Source organism: Bradyrhizobium sp. STM 3562 (genome assembly GCF_045571435.1).
Lineage (GTDB): Bacteria > Pseudomonadota > Alphaproteobacteria > Rhizobiales > Xanthobacteraceae > Bradyrhizobium.
Genome location: NZ_CP120694.1, coordinates 7,567,443 through 7,583,599, shown reverse-complemented (window position 1 = coordinate 7,583,599; position 16,157 = coordinate 7,567,443). Strand labels below are relative to the sequence as shown.

Sequence of the window (16,157 nt, the reverse complement as noted above, 5' to 3'; positions counted from 1 at the left end):
GAACCTATCGATCCATTCGGCGATGAGCGCAAAGGCTCGCGGGGACCGGCTTGCGCTCCTCCTTCGCTCTTGAGCTACGGCGGACAGGTCGCTTGGCCGGGACAGAAGTCTACGCCGCCGCCTTGTGGCGGGCGATCTCGGCCTTGTAGAGCTCGAATTCTTCCGCGATCGCCTTCGCCACCGAGGGCCGCGCGCGCAAGCGCTCGTAATAGGCCTTCACGGCCGGCCATTTCGCGAGTTCAACCGGCGGCGTCGCCATGGTCCAGTTGATTACGGTGACGAGATAGGCGTCGGCCACGCTGAAATGGTCGAGCAGATACTCGCGGTCTCTCAGGTAATTCTCGAGATAGTCGAGCCGCGAGAGATTTTTCTCGAGCACGTAAGTCTTCACCTCCGGCGCCGCCTTCTTGTCGAGGAGCGGTACGAACAAGCCCTTGTGCAGTTCGGTACCGATGAAGCAGAGCCATTGATGCAGCCGGCTGCGCTCCATGCCAGGCGCAGTCCCGAGGCCGGCCTGCGGCAAGCGGTCGGCGACATATTGCAGGATCGCGGCATTCTCGGTCAGCACCGCGCCATCGTCGGTGCGCAGCGTCGGGACCAGCCCGAGCGGATTCACCTTGCGGAAGTCGGAGCCGTCTTTCCGCACCACTTTGGTCTTGGGATCGACTTCCAGATAGTTGGCCTCCGCGCCCGCCTCGTAAAGTGCGATCCGTGTCGCCATCGAGCAGGCGAGCGGCGAGAAATACAGGTCCATCGGAATCCTCCTTGGGGCGTTGGGCCAGCGCAGCGGGCCGTTGTTGATTTTTATACTGTTTCGCATAATATCTTCGCCGTCAAGGAATTTATTGCGAGATGGTACAAAAAACTGGGAAGCCGGGAAGCGAGCCGAAAGCGGCTGCCACGGGCGAGCCGAAGCGACGCGGGCGTCCGCGCGCCTATGAGCCCGACGTGGCGCTCGGCAAGGCGCTCGACCTGTTTCGGAAGGGCGGCTTTGCCGCGACGTCATTGGATGATCTCTCCGCCGCGACCGGCATGAACCGGCCGAGCCTCTACGGCGCCTTCGGCGACAAGCGCGAGCTCTACATCAAGAGCTATCAACGCTATCGCGACGATGCGCGCGCAGCGCTGAGCGATGTGTTCAGGAGCGAGCTCGGCTTACGCAAACGGCTGGAACGGATCTATGCGGTCGCGCTCGACATGTATCTTTCCGGCGAAGACGGACCGAAAGGCTGCTTCACGGTGCTGACCGCAGCATCCGATGCCGTGCATGATCCGGCCATTCGCGCCATGGTGATTGACGCATTGTCCGAGCTCGACAAGGCTTTCGCCAGATGCTTCCGCCTGGCCAAGGAGAAGGGCGAACTGCCGGACGCGGCCGACCCGGTCGCGCTGGGGCAGCTCGCCTCTGCAACTCTCCACACGATAGCCGTCCGCGCCCGCGCCCACGTGCCGCGCAAGGAGCTGGAAGCGATCGTGAAGAACGCGATCGGCGTGATGTGCGGAATGGCCGCGAAATAACCTCGCCGTCGTCCCGGCCAACGAGCCGGGACCCAGACCGCGGAATCCATCAATTGGGCACGGTGGCAGACGCCCTCCGCAACAACAACGTCCTGTGGTTATGGGCCCTGGCTTTCGCCAGGGCGACCGAGATCAATTCGCGCGGCGGGGGCGACGACTAATATCCCCGCCTGCGATCCACCACGTTCTCCAGTTTGCCGCCGGTTTCGAACCGCGCGATCTGGTCCGCCACATAGCGCGAGATCGCGTCCGCATCGGTATCGGCTGCATTGTGTGGCGTCAGCACGACCTTGGGATGGTTCCAGAACCGGCTGTCGGCGGGCAGGGGCTCCTGCGTGAAGACATCCAATGATGCAGCGCCGAGCGTGCCGTCGTCGAGACAGGCCAGGATATCCGCCTCGTTCTGCAGGCCGCCACGGCCGGCATTGATGAGCACGGGCGCGCCGAGCGGGCTCGTCCGGTTGAGCTTTGCAAAGAGGCCGTGGTTGAGGATGCCCCGCGTATCCGCCGTCAGCGGCAGCAGGCAGACCAGAATGTCCGTGCGGCGCAGGAACGCCTCGAGCTGCGCGCCGCCTGCAAAGCATGCGATGCCCTCGATCTCCTTGCGGCTCCGGCTCCAGCCCGTCACGCCAAAGCCGATCTGCTTCAAGATCCGCGCCGCATGCGTGCCGAGCGTCCCGAGCCCCATGATGCCGACCGAAATCGCGCTGGCCGGCCATTGGTATTTCGGTGCCCAGCGCCTGGCGCGCTGCGAGTCCCGCAAATAGAGCTCCTGCCGGTGATGCATCAGCACGTGCAGAACGACATATTCCATCATCCGCCTGGTGAGGTCGTCGACCGCGACCCGCACCAAGGGCACCTCGGGCAGCGATTTGTCGGCCATCAGCGCATCGACGCCGGCGCCGAGGTTGAAGATCACCTTCAGGTTCGGAAAGGCCGCGAGCTCGCCGGGAACCGGCTTCCACACCGCCGCATAATGCACCTCGGACGGATCGCAGCCGGCCGCGGGCAGCAGGACAACGCGCCGGTCGCCGCACACCTGCTCGAAGCGGGCTTTCCATCGCTCCGGCGACCAGTTGTCGGTACCGCCATGGATCAGAAGCGCGAGCGCGCCTTTCGTCATTTGCAATTTAGCCTCATCTTCTGGGGGATCAGCCGGCGACATTAACGTGCGCATCCGCCCCCGCAAAATATTTCCGCGCGCTGTCGGCTCGGGGCATAATGCAGCGTCTTTCAGAGGAAACGAGGGGATCGATAGCCCATGCTCTATGCCATCCTTTGTTACCATGACGAGGATTTTGTCGGCTCCTGGAGCAAGGAGCAGGATGCCGCCGTGATGAAGAAGCTGGCCGTGGTGCAGGAGAAGCTGGCAAAACAGGGCCGGTTGGGTCCGGTGGCGCGGCTGCTGCCGACCACGGCCGCGACCACGCTGCGCAAGGACGATCCGCCGCTCGTGCTCGACGGCCCCTATGCCGAGACCAAGGAGCAGCTTCTCGGCTTTTACCTGATCGATTGCAAGAATCTCGACGAAGCGCTCGACGTCGCCAAGGAACTCGGCGCCGCCAATCCCGGCGGGGCCTATGAGATCCGCCCGGTCGGGATGTTCGCACCCGGAGGTGCTTTGAAGTGACCGAGACCGACACCGCCTGGATCGATGCCGCGCTGAGCTCGGCGCGTCCGCAGGCGGTCGGCGCCTTGTTGCGCTACTTCCGTGACCTCGACACCGCGGAGGAGGCGTTTCAGAACGCATGTCTGCGCGCGCTGAAAACCTGGCCGCAGAACGGTCCGCCGCGCGATCCCGCGGCCTGGCTGATCATGGTCGGCCGCAATGTCGCGATCGACGAGGTCCGCCGCAAGCGCAAGCAGGAGCCGTTGCCGGACGACGATCACGCGATCTCCGATCTCGGTGATGCCGAGGATGAAATCGCCGAGCGGCTCGACGGCTCGCATTATCGCGACGACATCCTGCGGCTGATGTTCATTTGTTGCCATCCCGAGCTGCCGCCGACCCAGCAGATTGCGCTGGCGCTGCGCATCGTCTCGGGCCTGTCGGTGAAGCAGATCGCGCGGGCGTTTCTGGTCAGCGAAGCGGCGATGGAGCAGCGCATCACGCGGGCCAAGGCGCGCGTGGCGGATGCCAATGTGCCGTTCGAGACGCCGGGCGCGGTCGAGCGCTCGGAGCGGCTCGCCGCGGTGGCCGCGATGATCTACCTGATCTTCAACGAGGGTTATTCGGCGAGCGGCGATACCGCGGAAATCCGCAAACCGCTTTGCGAGGAGGCGATCCGCCTGGCGCGGCTGCTGCTCCGGCTGTTCCCGAGCGAACCCGAGATCATGGGCCTGACGGCGCTGCTCCTGCTGCAGCATGCGCGCACGGAGGCGCGGTTCGATGCGGACGGCAGCTTGATCCTGCTCGAGGACCAGGATCGCTCGCTCTGGAATCAAAAGTTGATCGCCGAGGGGCTGGCGCTGATCGACAAGGCGATGCGCCATCGCCGCAGCGGGCCCTACCAGATCCAGGCCGCGATCGCCGCGCTGCATGCGCGGGCTGCAAGGCCCGAGGATACCGACTGGAAGCAGATCGACCTGCTCTATGGCGCGCTGGAGGTGATCCAGCCGTCGCCCGTGGTCACGCTCAACCGCGCGGTCGCGGTCTCCAAGGTGCGCGGGGCCGAAGCCGCGCTCGAGATGATCGAGCCCTTGGCGCCGCGGCTTGCCAACTATTTCCATTTCTTCGGCGTGCGCGGCGCCTTCCTGATGCAGCTCGGCCGCAACGAAGAGGCCCGCGTCGCCTTCGATCGCGCCATCGCGCTCGCCAACACGTCCGCCGAAGCCGCGCATATCCGCATGCATCTCGACCGCCTGATGCGCGACAGCGAGCCGAAAGGCAAGAAGGCGGGGAAGTAGGTCCTCCCATACATCCTGTCATTCCGGGGCGCCTCCGCCGGTCCGCGCGAAGCGCGGCACGATGACAGGCTCCGAGGCGAACCCGGAATCCCGGGATTCTCAGGTGCGCAATTGCGCACCATGGTTCGATGCTTCGCATCGCCCCGGAATGATGGCGCCAAATTTTCCCCGAGCACCTGTCGGCCGCTGCTTCCCCCGTTCGTCTATTGGTCGAAGCATCACCAATGGAGCGAGCCATGCCGACCCATATGCAACACGAGCTGAAGGACTCCCGGGTCTCAAGGCCCGCGCTGTGGCTGGGCCGCCTGTTGTCGGGGTCGGCGATCCTGTTCCTGCTGTTCGACGGAGCCATCAAGCTCCTGCCGCTCTCCGTCGTCACCGACACGATGGACAGGATAGGCTATGGTTCCAGCGAGACGCTGGCGCGCACGCTGGGGGCCATCACCATGATCTGCACGGTGCTCTATGCAGTCCCCCCGACGTCGTTCGTCGGCGCTATCCTCCTGACCGGTTATCTCGGCGGGGCGATCGCATCTCACCTTCGCATCGGCAGTCCGCTGTTCACCCACATCCTGTTCGGGCTCTATCTCGGTCTGATGGTGTGGGGTGGATTGTGGCTGCGCGATGAGAAGCTGCGCCAGCTCCTGCCATTCCGAACGTGATGTTGGCGCCTTGCACAGAGCGACCACATTTCGGTGGAATTCTGTCGCAGTCATCGGTCTTAACCACCACGCCTAGCCCAAGGAGCAGACCATGCAAGTGACCCCTTACGTGCACTATGACGGCAACTGCGAAGCAGCATTCAAGTTCTACGAAAAGGAGCTGGGTGCGAAGATCGAGGTGATCATGCGTTACGAGCAGGGGCCGCCGGAGATGCCCTCATCCCCTGAGTACAAGAACAAGATCATGCACGGCATGATCTCGATCGACGGTGCCCCCATCATGGGCTCCGACGCCCCGCCGCAGCATTTTCAAAAACCACAGGGCTTCTCGCTGTCATTGAGCGTAAACGATCCTGCGGAAGCCGAGCGCAAGTTCAACGCGCTCTGCAAGGGCGGCAGTGTGACCATGGCGTGGTCGAAAACCTTCTTTGCCAAAGGCTTTGGCATGGGCGTCGACCAGTTCGGCATTCCCTGGATGGTGATCTCGCCGCTGCAGCAGTAGAGCGCATAAAGCGAAGACGAAGCGGACACATTTGTCACCCCGTCATCCCTGAGGTGCTCGCGCAAGCGAGCCTCGAAGGATCAGCGGCCCGCTGCGAGAGCCGGGCCGTCGCCCTTCGAGACGCGCGCGACGCGCGCTCCTCAGGGGTGACGGTGACACTTGGGAGGTGGTTCAGTCTAAAGCGATTTCCAACTACCTGCACGGCCGGTAGATCGCCGCGAGCTCCCGGCCGCGCAGCAACAGGAGGTGGGACGTCAATCCGCCGCGGCGAATGATCCAGTCTCTCACCGCGGCAGGGTAGGCCTCCAGGACCAGTTCGGAGGCCTCCGGCTCGGCATAGAAGCGTCCGCGCCGGTCGACCGAGCGGGCGGCGTGGAAGCCGAGCACGGCGCGGCGGGTCACGCAGATGCGATCGTTCGGCACGATGCTCAGCACCAGCGTGCAGGCCGAGAAGCAGGGCCCGTCGATGATCACGCGCTCGCCGGAATTGCGCACAGCCTCGAACAGGTCGAGAAACGGACCGACCTCGCCGCCGGGGCTGGAAAGGATGCGAACCGAGGCGCGCAGCGGCGTTGCGCAGAGCGCAAGCACCGCAACAGTCGCAATCAGGGTTCGCAAGCTGCGCAAGCTCTCACCCGTTTCGTCTCTGGCCGCGCAGCGTCGGCAATCCGATGCCCGCGGCATCAAACCCGCCATCGACCGCCAGGATCTGACCGGTAATGTAACTGGAGCGGTCGGAGCCGAGAAAGTAGATGGCCTCGGCCAGTTCCTCTTCAAGGCCGTAGCGGTTGAGCGGAATAGCATCGTGATAATCGGCGCGGATTTGTGGCGTATGCACGGCCTTGGCCATCGCGGTGTCGACTGGTCCCGGCGCGACGGCGTTGACGCGGATGCCGAGGGAGGCCAGTTCCACCGCAAGCTGTTTGGTCAGATGCGCGAGGGCGGCCTTGCTGGTGCCGTAGGCCGAGCGCAGCGTCGAGGCGCGCACCGCCGAAATCGAGGTGATGTTGACCACCGCGCCGCCGCCGGCCTCCCGCATCAGCGGTACGGCGGCCTTGGTGCAGAGGAAGGGGCCGGTGAGATTGACGGCGAGAATCCGGTTCCAGTCGGTCTCCGAGGTGTCCAGGAGCGGGGCAAAGGTCGCAATTCCCGCATTGTTGATCAGCGTATCGAGCCGGCCGAAGCGCTTTGCCACCTGATCCAGGGCTTGAGCCACCTGGCTCGCGTCGGAAACGTCGCAATGCAGCGCCAGCGTATCGGGGCTGGCGAGCGCGGCGGCCGCGCCATCCAGGAGCTCGCGCTCGATGTCGAGCAGCGCGACGTGCCAGCCGTCGGCGAGGAAGCGTTTGGCGGTGGCAAGGCCGATACCGCGCGCGGCTCCCGTCACCAGTGCGACTTTTTGCGCAGAAGAGGTCATTCCATCATCCATGATCAAATTCGGAAGTGCCCGGCTTGCAGCCAGGCACCCGCTTTTAATGGCGAGCGCGCCCGCCGTCCCAAAATAATTTGCCGGAGGTGTCTGGAAGCTGTCTGCGGGACGAGGTGCCGTTCGTCCTATGAGGGAACGCCGGCCAGATCGCGCCGGCAATTAAGGGAATCTCTCATGTCGCTCACGCTGCATTACCATCCGCTGTCGTCCTTCTGCTGGAAGGTCCTGATCGCCCTCTACGAAAACGGCACGCCGTTCACGCCAAAGCTGGTCAATCTCGGCGATCCGGACGAGCGCGCCGCGCTGTTGAAATTGTCGCCCATCGGCAGATTTCCGGTGTTGCGCGACGATGCGCGGGAGCGGACGGTACCGGAATCGAGCATCATCATCGAATACCTCGATCGCCATTATCCCGGTCCTGTCAGGCTGGTCTCCGACGATCCGGAAGCCGCCTTGCAGATGCGGCTGCGCGACCGCTTCTTCGATCTCTATGTCCACCTGCCGATGCAGAAGATCATCGGCGACCGCCTTCGCGCCGCGGACAAGAAGGATCGGCATGGCGTCGAAGAAGCCAGGGCACAGCTTCGTAGCTCCTACGACATCATCGAGCAGCAGATGGCGGCCGGTCACTGGGCCATGGGCAGGGACTTTACGCTCGCCGACTGCTCGGCGCTGCCGCCCCTGTTCTACGGCAACAAGGTCGAGCCGTTCGGTCCGGCGCGCAAGAATGTCGCCGCCTATTTCGAACGGCTGCAGGCGCGGCCCTCGGTGGCGCGGGTGCTCAAGGAGGCCGAGCCCTATTTCCACCTGGTGCCGAAGGAGGGCTGAATGACGGCCCGCGACAAGGCGGACACCATCCGCGCACTGTTCGCCGCCTATCTCGCCAATGACCGCAAGCGTGTCGAAGATTCCTTCATCACGGATTTTCGCTTCACCAGCCCTTATGACGATGCGCTCGACAAGGCGACCTACTTCGAGCGCTGCTGGAGGACCAGCGACTGGATCGCGCGGCACGAGCTCGAACGGATCTTCGTTCAGGGCAGTGAGGCCTTTGTGACGTACCTCTGTGTCGCGAAGGACGGCAGGAGCTTTCGCAACACCGAGTTCTTCACCTTCAGGGGCGACAAGGTGAGCCGCATCGACGTCTATTTCGGCGCGGCTTACCAGAACGGCCGCCTGCTCCAACAGCCGCGATAGTGAGAGGGAGGACAATTACCTCCGAAATAATTTCGCCAGACCTGTCGGCGGCGCACAACCTGGTTCGTCCTATGAGCATGATCCGCACCGGAGGCCCGCGTAGCGCAACGTGAATACTGGCCTTCCGAATTGATCATGCGCAAAGCGAAACGGCGCTGGCAACGACGCTTCGGCGCAGACACCGCAATGTAAATCGCACGGAGAAGAGCAATGCGTTTCATGCTGTTGATGATCCCGAGAGGCTATGAGGCGGCGGCGCCTGGCACGATGCCGCCGGTCGAAGCCGTCGAGAAGATGATGAAATACAACGAGGAGCTGAAGGAGGCCGGCGTTCTGGTCACGCTGGACGGGCTGCACCCGCCGTCAATGGGCGCGCGGGTCTCCTTCGAAGGCGGCAAGCCGCTCGTCACCGACGGCCCGTTCATCGAGAGCAAGGAAGTGATCGGCGGCTATTGGATGATCGAGGTGAGTTCGAAGGAAGAGGCGATCGCCTGGGCCAAGCGCTGCCCAGCCTCCGCTAACGAGATCATCGAAATTCGCCAGGTGCAGGAGATGGCGGATTTCCCCGCCGAGATCCAGCAAGCCGCCGCCGGCTTTGCGGAGCTGCAGCGGTCATCCGCGCGCTAAGCGGCAGCCGCGTCCCCCACTTCGAGTATTTCCAACCAGCGAAGGCCAAAGGAGACCACATCCCATGAGCGCCAACGACACCTATCTTGCAATCTTCCTGGGCAGCAAGACCAGTCCGCAAATGACCGCCTGGATGGCGCTTCCCGAAGGGGAGCGGCGCGCCAAGGAGCAGCAGGGCATGGCCGCCTGGAAAGCCTGGGCCGAACAGCACCAGGGCGCCATCGTTTACATGGGCGGGCCGCTCGGCAAGACCAAGAAGGCGGATGCAAAGGGCATCACCGACATCAGCAACCATCTCGGCGCCTTCACGGTGGTCCGCGCCGCCTCCCACGAGGCCGCCGCAAAGCTCTTCGAAAACCACCCGCACTTCACCATTTTCCCGGGCGAATCCATCGAGATCATGCCGGTTCTGCCGATCCCGGGCGGCTAGTTCGGTCAAACCGGGCAGGCTCTCAAGCCGCTCAGGTGAGGCTTTGAGATCCTGCCCGGTCCGACCAGCGTAGTGACCTTTGCATCCGCCTCATGTAAAAGCCATTTACATGAGTTGGCGCAAGGATCAGCGCCGCGCGGAGCGCGGCTATCACCACGGCAATCTGAAGGAAGCGCTGCTGCAGGCGGCGCTCGACCTGATCGCGCAGAAGGGCGCGGCCGGTTTTACCTTTGCCGACGCGGCGCGCATGGCGGGCGTGAGCCCGGCGGCGCCGTACCGGCATTTTCGCGATCGCGACGAACTGTTGTCCTCGATCGCGCAACGCGGCTTCGAGCAGTTCGAGGCGGCGCTGACGGGTGCGTGGGACGACGGTCGTCCTAACACCATCACCGCCTTCGAGCGGGTGGGGCGAGCCTATCTCGCTTTCGCGCGCGAGGAGCCGGCCTTCTATTCCGCGATGTTCGAATCGGGTCTGCCGGCCGATTCCAATCCTGCACTGATGGCCGCGAGCGAACGCGCCTTCGGCGTGCTGCGCGCCGCGGCCGAACGGCTTGCGGCCCTTGCGCCGCCCGGGGTGCCACGCCCGCCAGCGATGATGATGGCGCTGCATATCTGGGCGATGTCGCACGGCATTGCTTCGCTGTTTGGGCGCGGTGACGGCGCGCGGCGCAAGCTGCCGATGTCGCCGGAGGAATTGCTGGAAGCCGAAGTGCTGATCTACCTGCGCGGCCTCGGCTTCCCGACCGATCGTCGGGCCGAGGAGGGCAGTGCGCAGGACAAGCCGGCGGGACCCTGGGGCAAGCCGAAATAAGGTTCCAAAATAGTCTCCGAAAATAATTCCGAAGGCGCGACCGGTGGTCGCCTTGACAAAAATCCGGGATGGGATAGCTATGTAAATGTTATTTACATTCACACCGGCGTGATGCCGTGGTGCCGCAAATGGAGAGCGAAATGGCCTACACCGCAGACGTCAATCGCTGGCGCGGTCCGGCGCAAGAGCCCTATGACCGGCCCTATTATCGGCCGCACATGCTCGATACGCCCTGGCATCCCGGGTGGATCGTCGTCACCATCCTCGGCTTCATCATCTGGTGGCCGATTGGACTTGCCCTTCTCTTTTTCACTCTCGGGAGCAGAAAAATGGCGTGTTGGAGTCACCACGACAGCGATCGCTGGCAGAACAAGATGGAGCGCATGCAGTACAAGATGGAGCGCATGCGCAACCGCATGGAGCGCCGCGGTTTTGGCTGGGGCTTCGGGCCGCCCTCGAGCGGCAACCGCGCCTTCGATGAGTACCGTGAGGAGACGCTGCGGCGTCTCGAAGAGGAGCAGCGCGAGTTCAAGGAATTCCTGAGCCGTCTGCGCCACGCCAAGGACAAGGAGGAGTTCGACGCCTTCATGGCCCAGCATCGCAGCCGCCCCACGCAGGGTCCCGATCAACAGCCGCCGCAGGGCTGACCGCACGAGCCAAAGCCTTTAGGCGAGTGCCCCCATGACACCTAGAGGCTGAATGCCGCCCGTTTGCGCAAGCAGACGGGCGGTTTTGTTTTGAGGCGCTGGATAGAGCAGTTGCCAAGCCGAAGGCATCGGGAAGACGTGCGCCGACCTCCGCTGTCATTGCGAGCGAAGCGAAGCAATCCAGACTCTCTCCACGGATGCAGTCTCTCTCTCTCTCTCTCTCTCTCTCTCTCTCTCTCTGCGGATGCAGCAGTCTGGATCGCGCAATGACGGGCCTGGTTGAAAGGCACTCGTCCAGCTCTGCAACTTGACCGGCGCACGCGCTAACGCACGCTCATGCGCTTTAAGGCTTGTCCTGGGTTTCGCGCCGCGGCTGGTCGAGCAGGTTCAACGCCGTGTTGATCTTTTCCAGGAGGCGTTCGACCTCGTCGCGCTTCTCGGGTTCGCACTCCTGCTGCAGGCGCTGGATCAGCTCTTGCTTTCGCGCAAGAAGTGCTGCCACCGTTGTCATCACGACCTCTTGACGAGCCCGTGCAGCCAGCTGCAGCAGCCGCGGCGGTATGCCTGACGGCTCGCGAGACAGCATGGTGCGCAGCCGGTCCGCGACCTCGTCGCGGATTGCCCGATTGTGTTTGGCGTCAAGGTCCATCGCTTGCCTCACGGCCTCACAGAAATGTCCAAAAGGCAATGTGGAAGCCGGCCCTGAGGTTCCGGGAATGTACGATTTTGTACATTTCGTCCGCTGCGGCTCAGGTTCCGTGCCTGCCGGTTCCCGCAAGCGGCGTTCCAAAGCCGAGAATGTCGTGGCCGAGCTGTCATGCGCGCGAGCAAAGGTGCGGTGACGCGGGAAAGAATGGCGGCTCAACCTGGCCGCGACGGCCTCTGGCGCGCCGGAGGCACGAGAGCGAGCAGGATCAGGTGAATGCGATCCTGCTTAGCTTGCCGAAGCAATCATTGCGCCCGCAGTTGAATCAGGATTTTCGCGATCGCGACCACCGCGAGCAGCGGCGCCAGCACCTGGAGCAAGCGTCCCCATCTTTGGTGCCAGGCTTCCCACTCGGCTTGCTTGGGTCCCGGCACTGCGGGTCGGTACGCATACCAACAACCGATGAGTGCGCCGGTCAGCGTGATCCAGGAATCGATCGTTTGCGCGAAAAACATCTGGCCCATCTTGCGCCGTTACTTCCATGGTCCAGCATGCGGCAACGCCGGTTGTCCCACATATCCCTACCCATGCGCCCCACAATGCCGAAAAGAAAATCGAACGGCGGACCGACAATCAAGTGATCTCCCGCGTGGTGCAACACCATGCTAGCCTTCCGCTGCGATCGGCGGCAACTGTCGGAGCGGACTTCATGAGCAGGCGGATCAATCGGTGCATCGAGCTGTTGGAGCAGGATCAGGCGATCTATTATGACGGTCCGCACAGCGGCCATGTGCTGACCTCTGCGCAAGGCGGCATCGATGCCGCGACCTGGGCCGACTACATGAATGTCGGCATGGAGCACGGCTGCTTCGACATGACCGGCCTTGCCGCGTACATGCGCGGCATGGTCGAGGCCGGACCGACACGATCGGGACATCTCACGCCGGCCGTGATCGTCGAGGCGCCGGTGAATGGAATTGACGCCGCGCATGTGCGGTACAACGCCTGGCAGTTCCGCCAGATCCTCGGCCGCGGCGTGCATGGCATCCTCCTCTGTCAAGCCGAAAGCGCCGATGCGGTGCGGGCGTTCGTGGAGTCCTGCCGTTATCCGCACAACACGATTGGCGTCGATCCCTCTCTTCCCTCGCCGATGGCGCGGATGGAGGGAGCGATACGCGCGAGTGACGGCGGGACCGACGCCGCCGGTCGCAAGCTGCTCGGCATCGGCACGCGCGGGCGCGGATCGGAGGCCACAGCCGCGCCGATGTGGGGCTTGTCGGTCGAAGACTACATGGACCGCTGCGATCCGTGGCCGCTCAATCCGAAAGGTGAGCTGTTGCTGGGTGTGAAGCTGGAAAGCCCGGAAGGCGTTGCCAACTGCGAGGAGATTCTCGCGGTCCCGGGGCTCGGATTTGCCGAGATGGGTCCGGGCGATTTGAGTCTTGCGCTCGGCTACCGCACGATCCCGCGGGAGCCTTATCCAGCGGAGATGCAAATCGCCCGCGACCGCATCCTCGCGGCCTGCCGCAAGAACGGCGTCGCTTTCCTGCAGTCCTGCACCGCGGATAACGTGATCGTCCGCATCGAGGAAGGCGTGCGCATCATCGCAGGCCATAGCGAAACATGCGCGATCAGGGGGCGCGCCCACCAGAAGCGGAAATTGCCGGTGTGAATCCGTCGTGTTGCATTCGTGCATCCGGCGATCGAGCTGTAGACCCCGATGAGTGCCTTCATCCAGCCCATCATCGCGAGGAGCGAAAGCGACGAAGCAACCTGGGCCGTAAACCCATAAATTGGAGTGGTCGAGATGGTCGAACGCCAACAGCTCCTAGCGGGCGAGCGGCGACCTTGATATGAGATGGAAATGTTGAAGATCTCCTGCCTGTGCGGCCAAGTCCGCGTCAAAATCCCAAAATTGCCGAGCTTCATCAACGAGTGCAACTGCACCCTCTGCAGCAAGTCGGGTGCCCGATGGGCCTACTTCAATCCGTCGGAAGTCGGCATCGAGGGAACGACGAAGGGATATAGCCGGGCAGACAAGGAAGACCCGGCTGCAGAAATCCAGTTTTGTGCAAATTGCGGTTCAACGACGCACTTCATTCTGACCGCGAGTGCCATATCGAAGTTCGGGAATAGCCAGATGGGCGTCAATATGCGTCTCGCGGACGAGAAGGATCTCGCCGGAATAGAATTACGCTATCCTGACGGACGAGCTTGGCCGGGCACAGGCGGCTTTGGTTATGTGCAGGAGGCTCGGATTATCGGCCGAGCAGCTTCGGAATGAGAGCTCGCGGTGAAGGTCGCCGGGTCTTGGCCTAGGCTGTATCCGCGGAGAAAGTCTGGATTGTTTCGCTTGCGCTCGCGATGACGCCGGAGGTTGGGCGCACGCCCTCTCGATTTGCCCGGCACGACGCCGCTCAAGGCTCTCGGGCGCAACTGATTTGCCCGACGAGCGCGCTCGCAAAATTCCTGTCCAGTCCCCGCGCAAAAAATATTTCTGTTTTTCCGAAGCTAGAATCAGGCGTATCGTCCGACCCGTCCCACCCGGCAAGAGGGGCGGATCGCGAGTCGTCACGAACGTGGTGTGGGATGCGATGGACGCGGGCAGCGTCGGCGCGCAGGGCAATCGCAGGGCGGGCCTTCATTTGAGGACTCGTGAGCGATCAGGCGGCGCGAGACGAACGGCGCAGACCGCGTACGGCGAAGTCGTGTGGTCCTGGCGCCCCGACGCTGGCGTCAAGTCTTGTGGAAGCGCGCTTGAGTCCAACCGGGCGCGGATAGCGCGATCATCCGCAAGGCGATGGTGGCAACAAAGCCCGGCTCACCAGGGAGAGCGCGAAGTAAGCCGTAAAACCATTCGCGCAGGGAGGGCCGGAGTGATTCCGCCTGGACCTGTGGTCTTCGCGCCTTTGCGCAACCTTTTTGCGCGAGGGCCCACGGGTGCATGCGGGCGCCCGGCCTTCCCTGCGCCCTCAATCAAGAGGGCAAGGACGTTTGCAAAGCTCGGGCGCATGGCGCCGCGAGAATGCGCACGTGCATCCCTCTGCTGTTTGAAAATCGAAGCTGGAAATATCCTCACGTCGTCCCGGCGAAGGCCGGAAGCCATACAGCGGAGTGTATCGCTGAAGTTCGGTGGTGGCGAGCTTCGCAAAAACCACGACCTGTGGTTATGGGTCCTGGCATTCGCCAGGACGAGGACTGGATAGAGCACGACGACTGGATAGAGGGGCTCAGAACCCGCCACCGCGGTGGAATCTCCGCCTTTAGTCGCGGAAAATGGCGTTAAGGCCACTCAACCGCTTGGCCCGCCTTGATTTCGCCGCAGCAAATTCTTCTTTGGTAACCGCATTTTAACCAAGTTTCGCGCTTGGTTAGGGGCGTAAAGCCGCGCAAGCAGCCCTCGTTTTGACATGTTGGCAGGCAAATGACGCTCGAAGGCTTCGGCGGGCCTCCCATGCGACCAAACCAGGTATTTCAGCGCAGGCTTGACGGACCGCGCGGGACAAGCGCGGCCACCGAAACCGGCAGCCATTTTGCTCCCGGAGGATTTTGGGACCTTGCGTTGAGAGGATACTGCTTATGAATCCAGCCGACGTGGCTCAGGCAGCGCTACCGCTGCCGTCAGCCGACGTATCGCTGATCGCGCTGTTTCTGCAGGCGCACTGGATCGTGAAATGCGTCATGCTCGGGCTGTTGTCCTGCTCGGTCTGGGTCTGGGCGATCGCGATCGACAAGACGCTGCTATATTCGCGCACCCGCCGCTCGATGGATCGGTTCGAGCAGGCGTTCTGGTCCGGCGAGTCGATCGAGGAACTCTACCGCTCGCTCTCGGCCAAGCCGACCCATTCCATGGCGGCCTGCTTCGTGGCAGCGATGCGCGAGTGGAAGCGCTCCTTCGAAAGCCATGCGCGGTCGTTTGCGGGCCTGCAGATGCGGATCGAAAAGGTGATGAACGTCTCGATCGCGCGCGAGATCGAGCGGCTGGAACGGCGGCTTCTGGTGCTCGCAACCGTCGGCTCGGCCGGCCCCTTCGTCGGCCTGTTCGGAACCGTCTGGGGCATCATGTCGAGCTTTCAGTCGATCGCCGCCTCGAAAAATACCTCTCTTGCGGTGGTCGCGCCCGGTATCGCGGAGGCGCTGTTCGCCACGGCGATCGGCCTGATCGCCGCAATTCCGGCGACTATTTTCTACAATAAGTTTACCTCCGAGGTGAACCGGCAGGCCCAGCGCCTGGAGGGCTTTGCGGATGAATTTGCCGCCATCCTGTCGCGCCAGATCGACGAGCGGGCATGAGGATGGCTAGGGTGGTCAACAGGGGTTGAGCAGCAGGGATGGCGATGAACGTGGCAAGTTCGTCGGCGGGGCGTGGTGGTCGCCGCGGCCGCAAGCCGGTGATGGCGGAGATCAACGTCACCCCGATGGTCGACGTCATGCTGGTGCTGCTGATCATCTTCATGGTCTCGGCGCCGCTGCTCACGGTCGGCGTGCCGCTCGACCTGCCGCAGACTCAGGCGAAAAGCCTCGATCAGGACAAAAATCCGCTGACGCTCTCGGTCAACCTGAAGGGGCAGGTTTTTCTGAACGACACCGAAATCGCGCTCGACGACCTGGTGCCGAAATTGAAGGCGATCACCGATGCCCGTGGCGGAGCCGATGAGCGCATCTTCGTCCGCGGCGACAAGAAGGTCGATTACGGCGCGGTGATGCAGGTGATGGGGCGGCTGTCGGCCGCCGGCTTCCGCCGCGTGGCGCTGGTGACGGAAGTGGATCAGGGTAGCTGA

General features: G+C 63.2%; 21 protein-coding genes. 15 read left to right on the top strand and 6 right to left on the bottom strand.

What is annotated here, in order from left to right; translation table 11 throughout:
* Positions 1–109: 109 nt before the first annotated feature.
* The gene (locus tag P6U23_RS35105) at positions 110–754 is read right to left on the bottom strand and encodes a glutathione binding-like protein (protein WP_407176872.1); all 645 of its coding nucleotides are present in this window, start codon (positions 752–754) and stop codon (positions 110–112) included.
* A gap of 98 nt (positions 755–852) precedes the next feature.
* On the opposite strand from P6U23_RS35105, the gene P6U23_RS35100 reads away from it, so the two are divergent.
* Positions 853–1,518, top strand: coding sequence for a TetR/AcrR family transcriptional regulator (locus P6U23_RS35100; protein ID WP_407176871.1), 666 nt, complete (start codon positions 853–855; stop codon positions 1,516–1,518).
* Positions 1,519–1,675: 157 nt separating this feature from the next.
* Here the strand turns inward: P6U23_RS35100 and P6U23_RS35095 are convergent, their stop codons facing one another.
* The gene (locus tag P6U23_RS35095) at positions 1,676–2,641 is read right to left on the bottom strand and encodes a 2-hydroxyacid dehydrogenase (protein WP_407176870.1); all 966 of its coding nucleotides are present in this window, start codon (positions 2,639–2,641) and stop codon (positions 1,676–1,678) included.
* A 138-nt stretch (positions 2,642–2,779) separates the two neighbouring features.
* Between P6U23_RS35095 and P6U23_RS35090 the strand changes: the two genes are divergently transcribed.
* The 4 genes from P6U23_RS35090 (at position 2,780) to P6U23_RS35075 (ending at position 5,589) form a co-directional block, all read left to right on the top strand.
* Entirely contained in the window at positions 2,780–3,148 is a 369-nt protein-coding gene (locus tag P6U23_RS35090) for a YciI family protein (RefSeq protein WP_407176869.1), read from the top strand.
* Complete coding sequence (locus P6U23_RS35085) at positions 3,145–4,425, top strand: RNA polymerase sigma factor (protein ID WP_407176868.1); 1,281 nt, start codon at positions 3,145–3,147, stop codon at positions 4,423–4,425. Before P6U23_RS35090 ends, P6U23_RS35085 begins: the two co-directional genes overlap by 4 nt.
* 290 nt (positions 4,426–4,715) lie before the next feature.
* On the top strand, positions 4,716–5,087 hold the full coding sequence (locus P6U23_RS35080) for a DoxX family protein (protein WP_407181693.1): 372 nt from the start codon (positions 4,716–4,718) through the stop codon (positions 5,085–5,087).
* Between the two features lie 91 nt (positions 5,088–5,178).
* Entirely contained in the window at positions 5,179–5,589 is a 411-nt protein-coding gene (locus P6U23_RS35075) for a VOC family protein (protein WP_407176867.1), read from the top strand.
* A 192-nt stretch (positions 5,590–5,781) separates the two neighbouring features.
* Here the strand turns inward: P6U23_RS35075 and P6U23_RS35070 are convergent, their stop codons facing one another.
* On the bottom strand, positions 5,782–6,207 hold the full coding sequence (locus P6U23_RS35070; protein WP_407181692.1) for a hypothetical protein: 426 nt from the start codon (positions 6,205–6,207) through the stop codon (positions 5,782–5,784).
* 13 nt (positions 6,208–6,220) lie between these two features.
* Positions 6,221–7,006, bottom strand: a complete 786-nt coding sequence (locus P6U23_RS35065) for an SDR family NAD(P)-dependent oxidoreductase (protein ID WP_407176866.1) — start codon at positions 7,004–7,006, stop codon at positions 6,221–6,223.
* 186 nt (positions 7,007–7,192) lie between these two features.
* Between P6U23_RS35065 and P6U23_RS35060 the strand changes: the two genes are divergently transcribed.
* The 6 genes from P6U23_RS35060 (at position 7,193) to P6U23_RS35035 (ending at position 10,730) form a co-directional block, all read left to right on the top strand.
* Positions 7,193–7,846, top strand: coding sequence for a glutathione S-transferase family protein (locus P6U23_RS35060; RefSeq protein ID WP_407176865.1), 654 nt, complete (start codon positions 7,193–7,195; stop codon positions 7,844–7,846).
* Positions 7,847–8,215 carry a nuclear transport factor 2 family protein gene (locus P6U23_RS35055; protein ID WP_407176864.1) on the top strand — a complete coding sequence of 123 codons (369 nt, stop codon included), beginning with the start codon at positions 7,847–7,849 and terminating at the stop codon, positions 8,213–8,215.
* Positions 8,216–8,425: 210 nt separating this feature from the next.
* Positions 8,426–8,842, top strand: coding sequence for a YciI family protein (locus P6U23_RS35050; protein ID WP_407176863.1), 417 nt, complete (start codon positions 8,426–8,428; stop codon positions 8,840–8,842).
* Positions 8,843–8,906: 64 nt separating this feature from the next.
* Positions 8,907–9,272 (top strand): YciI family protein, encoded by a 366-nt coding sequence (locus P6U23_RS35045; RefSeq protein WP_024507344.1) that lies wholly within the window; start codon positions 8,907–8,909, stop codon positions 9,270–9,272.
* A gap of 109 nt (positions 9,273–9,381) precedes the next feature.
* Positions 9,382–10,083 carry a TetR/AcrR family transcriptional regulator gene (locus P6U23_RS35040; protein WP_407176862.1) on the top strand — a complete coding sequence of 234 codons (702 nt, stop codon included), beginning with the start codon at positions 9,382–9,384 and terminating at the stop codon, positions 10,081–10,083.
* A gap of 140 nt (positions 10,084–10,223) precedes the next feature.
* A complete protein-coding gene (locus tag P6U23_RS35035) occupies positions 10,224–10,730 on the top strand; it encodes a DUF2852 domain-containing protein (RefSeq protein WP_407176861.1) in 507 nt (168 codons plus the stop codon).
* Positions 10,731–11,073: 343 nt separating this feature from the next.
* On the opposite strand, the gene P6U23_RS35030 is transcribed toward P6U23_RS35035, so the two are convergent.
* Together P6U23_RS35030 and P6U23_RS35025 are read right to left on the bottom strand one after the other, a co-directional pair.
* Positions 11,074–11,379: a hypothetical protein gene (locus P6U23_RS35030; protein WP_407176860.1), complete on the bottom strand. Its 306-nt coding sequence runs from the start codon at positions 11,377–11,379 to the stop codon at positions 11,074–11,076.
* A gap of 302 nt (positions 11,380–11,681) precedes the next feature.
* On the bottom strand, positions 11,682–11,891 hold the full coding sequence (locus P6U23_RS35025; RefSeq protein WP_407176859.1) for a hypothetical protein: 210 nt from the start codon (positions 11,889–11,891) through the stop codon (positions 11,682–11,684).
* A gap of 194 nt (positions 11,892–12,085) precedes the next feature.
* Here P6U23_RS35025 and P6U23_RS35020 point away from each other — a divergent pair, with 194 nt between their 5' ends.
* From P6U23_RS35020 to tolR, 4 genes are all read left to right on the top strand, one after another.
* On the top strand, positions 12,086–13,048 hold the full coding sequence (locus P6U23_RS35020; protein ID WP_407176858.1) for an aldolase/citrate lyase family protein: 963 nt from the start codon (positions 12,086–12,088) through the stop codon (positions 13,046–13,048).
* A gap of 192 nt (positions 13,049–13,240) precedes the next feature.
* Positions 13,241–13,660, top strand: coding sequence for a GFA family protein (locus P6U23_RS35015; RefSeq protein ID WP_407176857.1), 420 nt, complete (start codon positions 13,241–13,243; stop codon positions 13,658–13,660).
* A 1,295-nt stretch (positions 13,661–14,955) separates the two neighbouring features.
* Positions 14,956–15,669, top strand: coding sequence for a protein TolQ (gene tolQ / locus P6U23_RS35010; protein WP_024507350.1), 714 nt, complete (start codon positions 14,956–14,958; stop codon positions 15,667–15,669).
* A gap of 38 nt (positions 15,670–15,707) precedes the next feature.
* Complete coding sequence (gene tolR, locus P6U23_RS35005) at positions 15,708–16,157, top strand: protein TolR (protein WP_407176856.1); 450 nt, start codon at positions 15,708–15,710, stop codon at positions 16,155–16,157.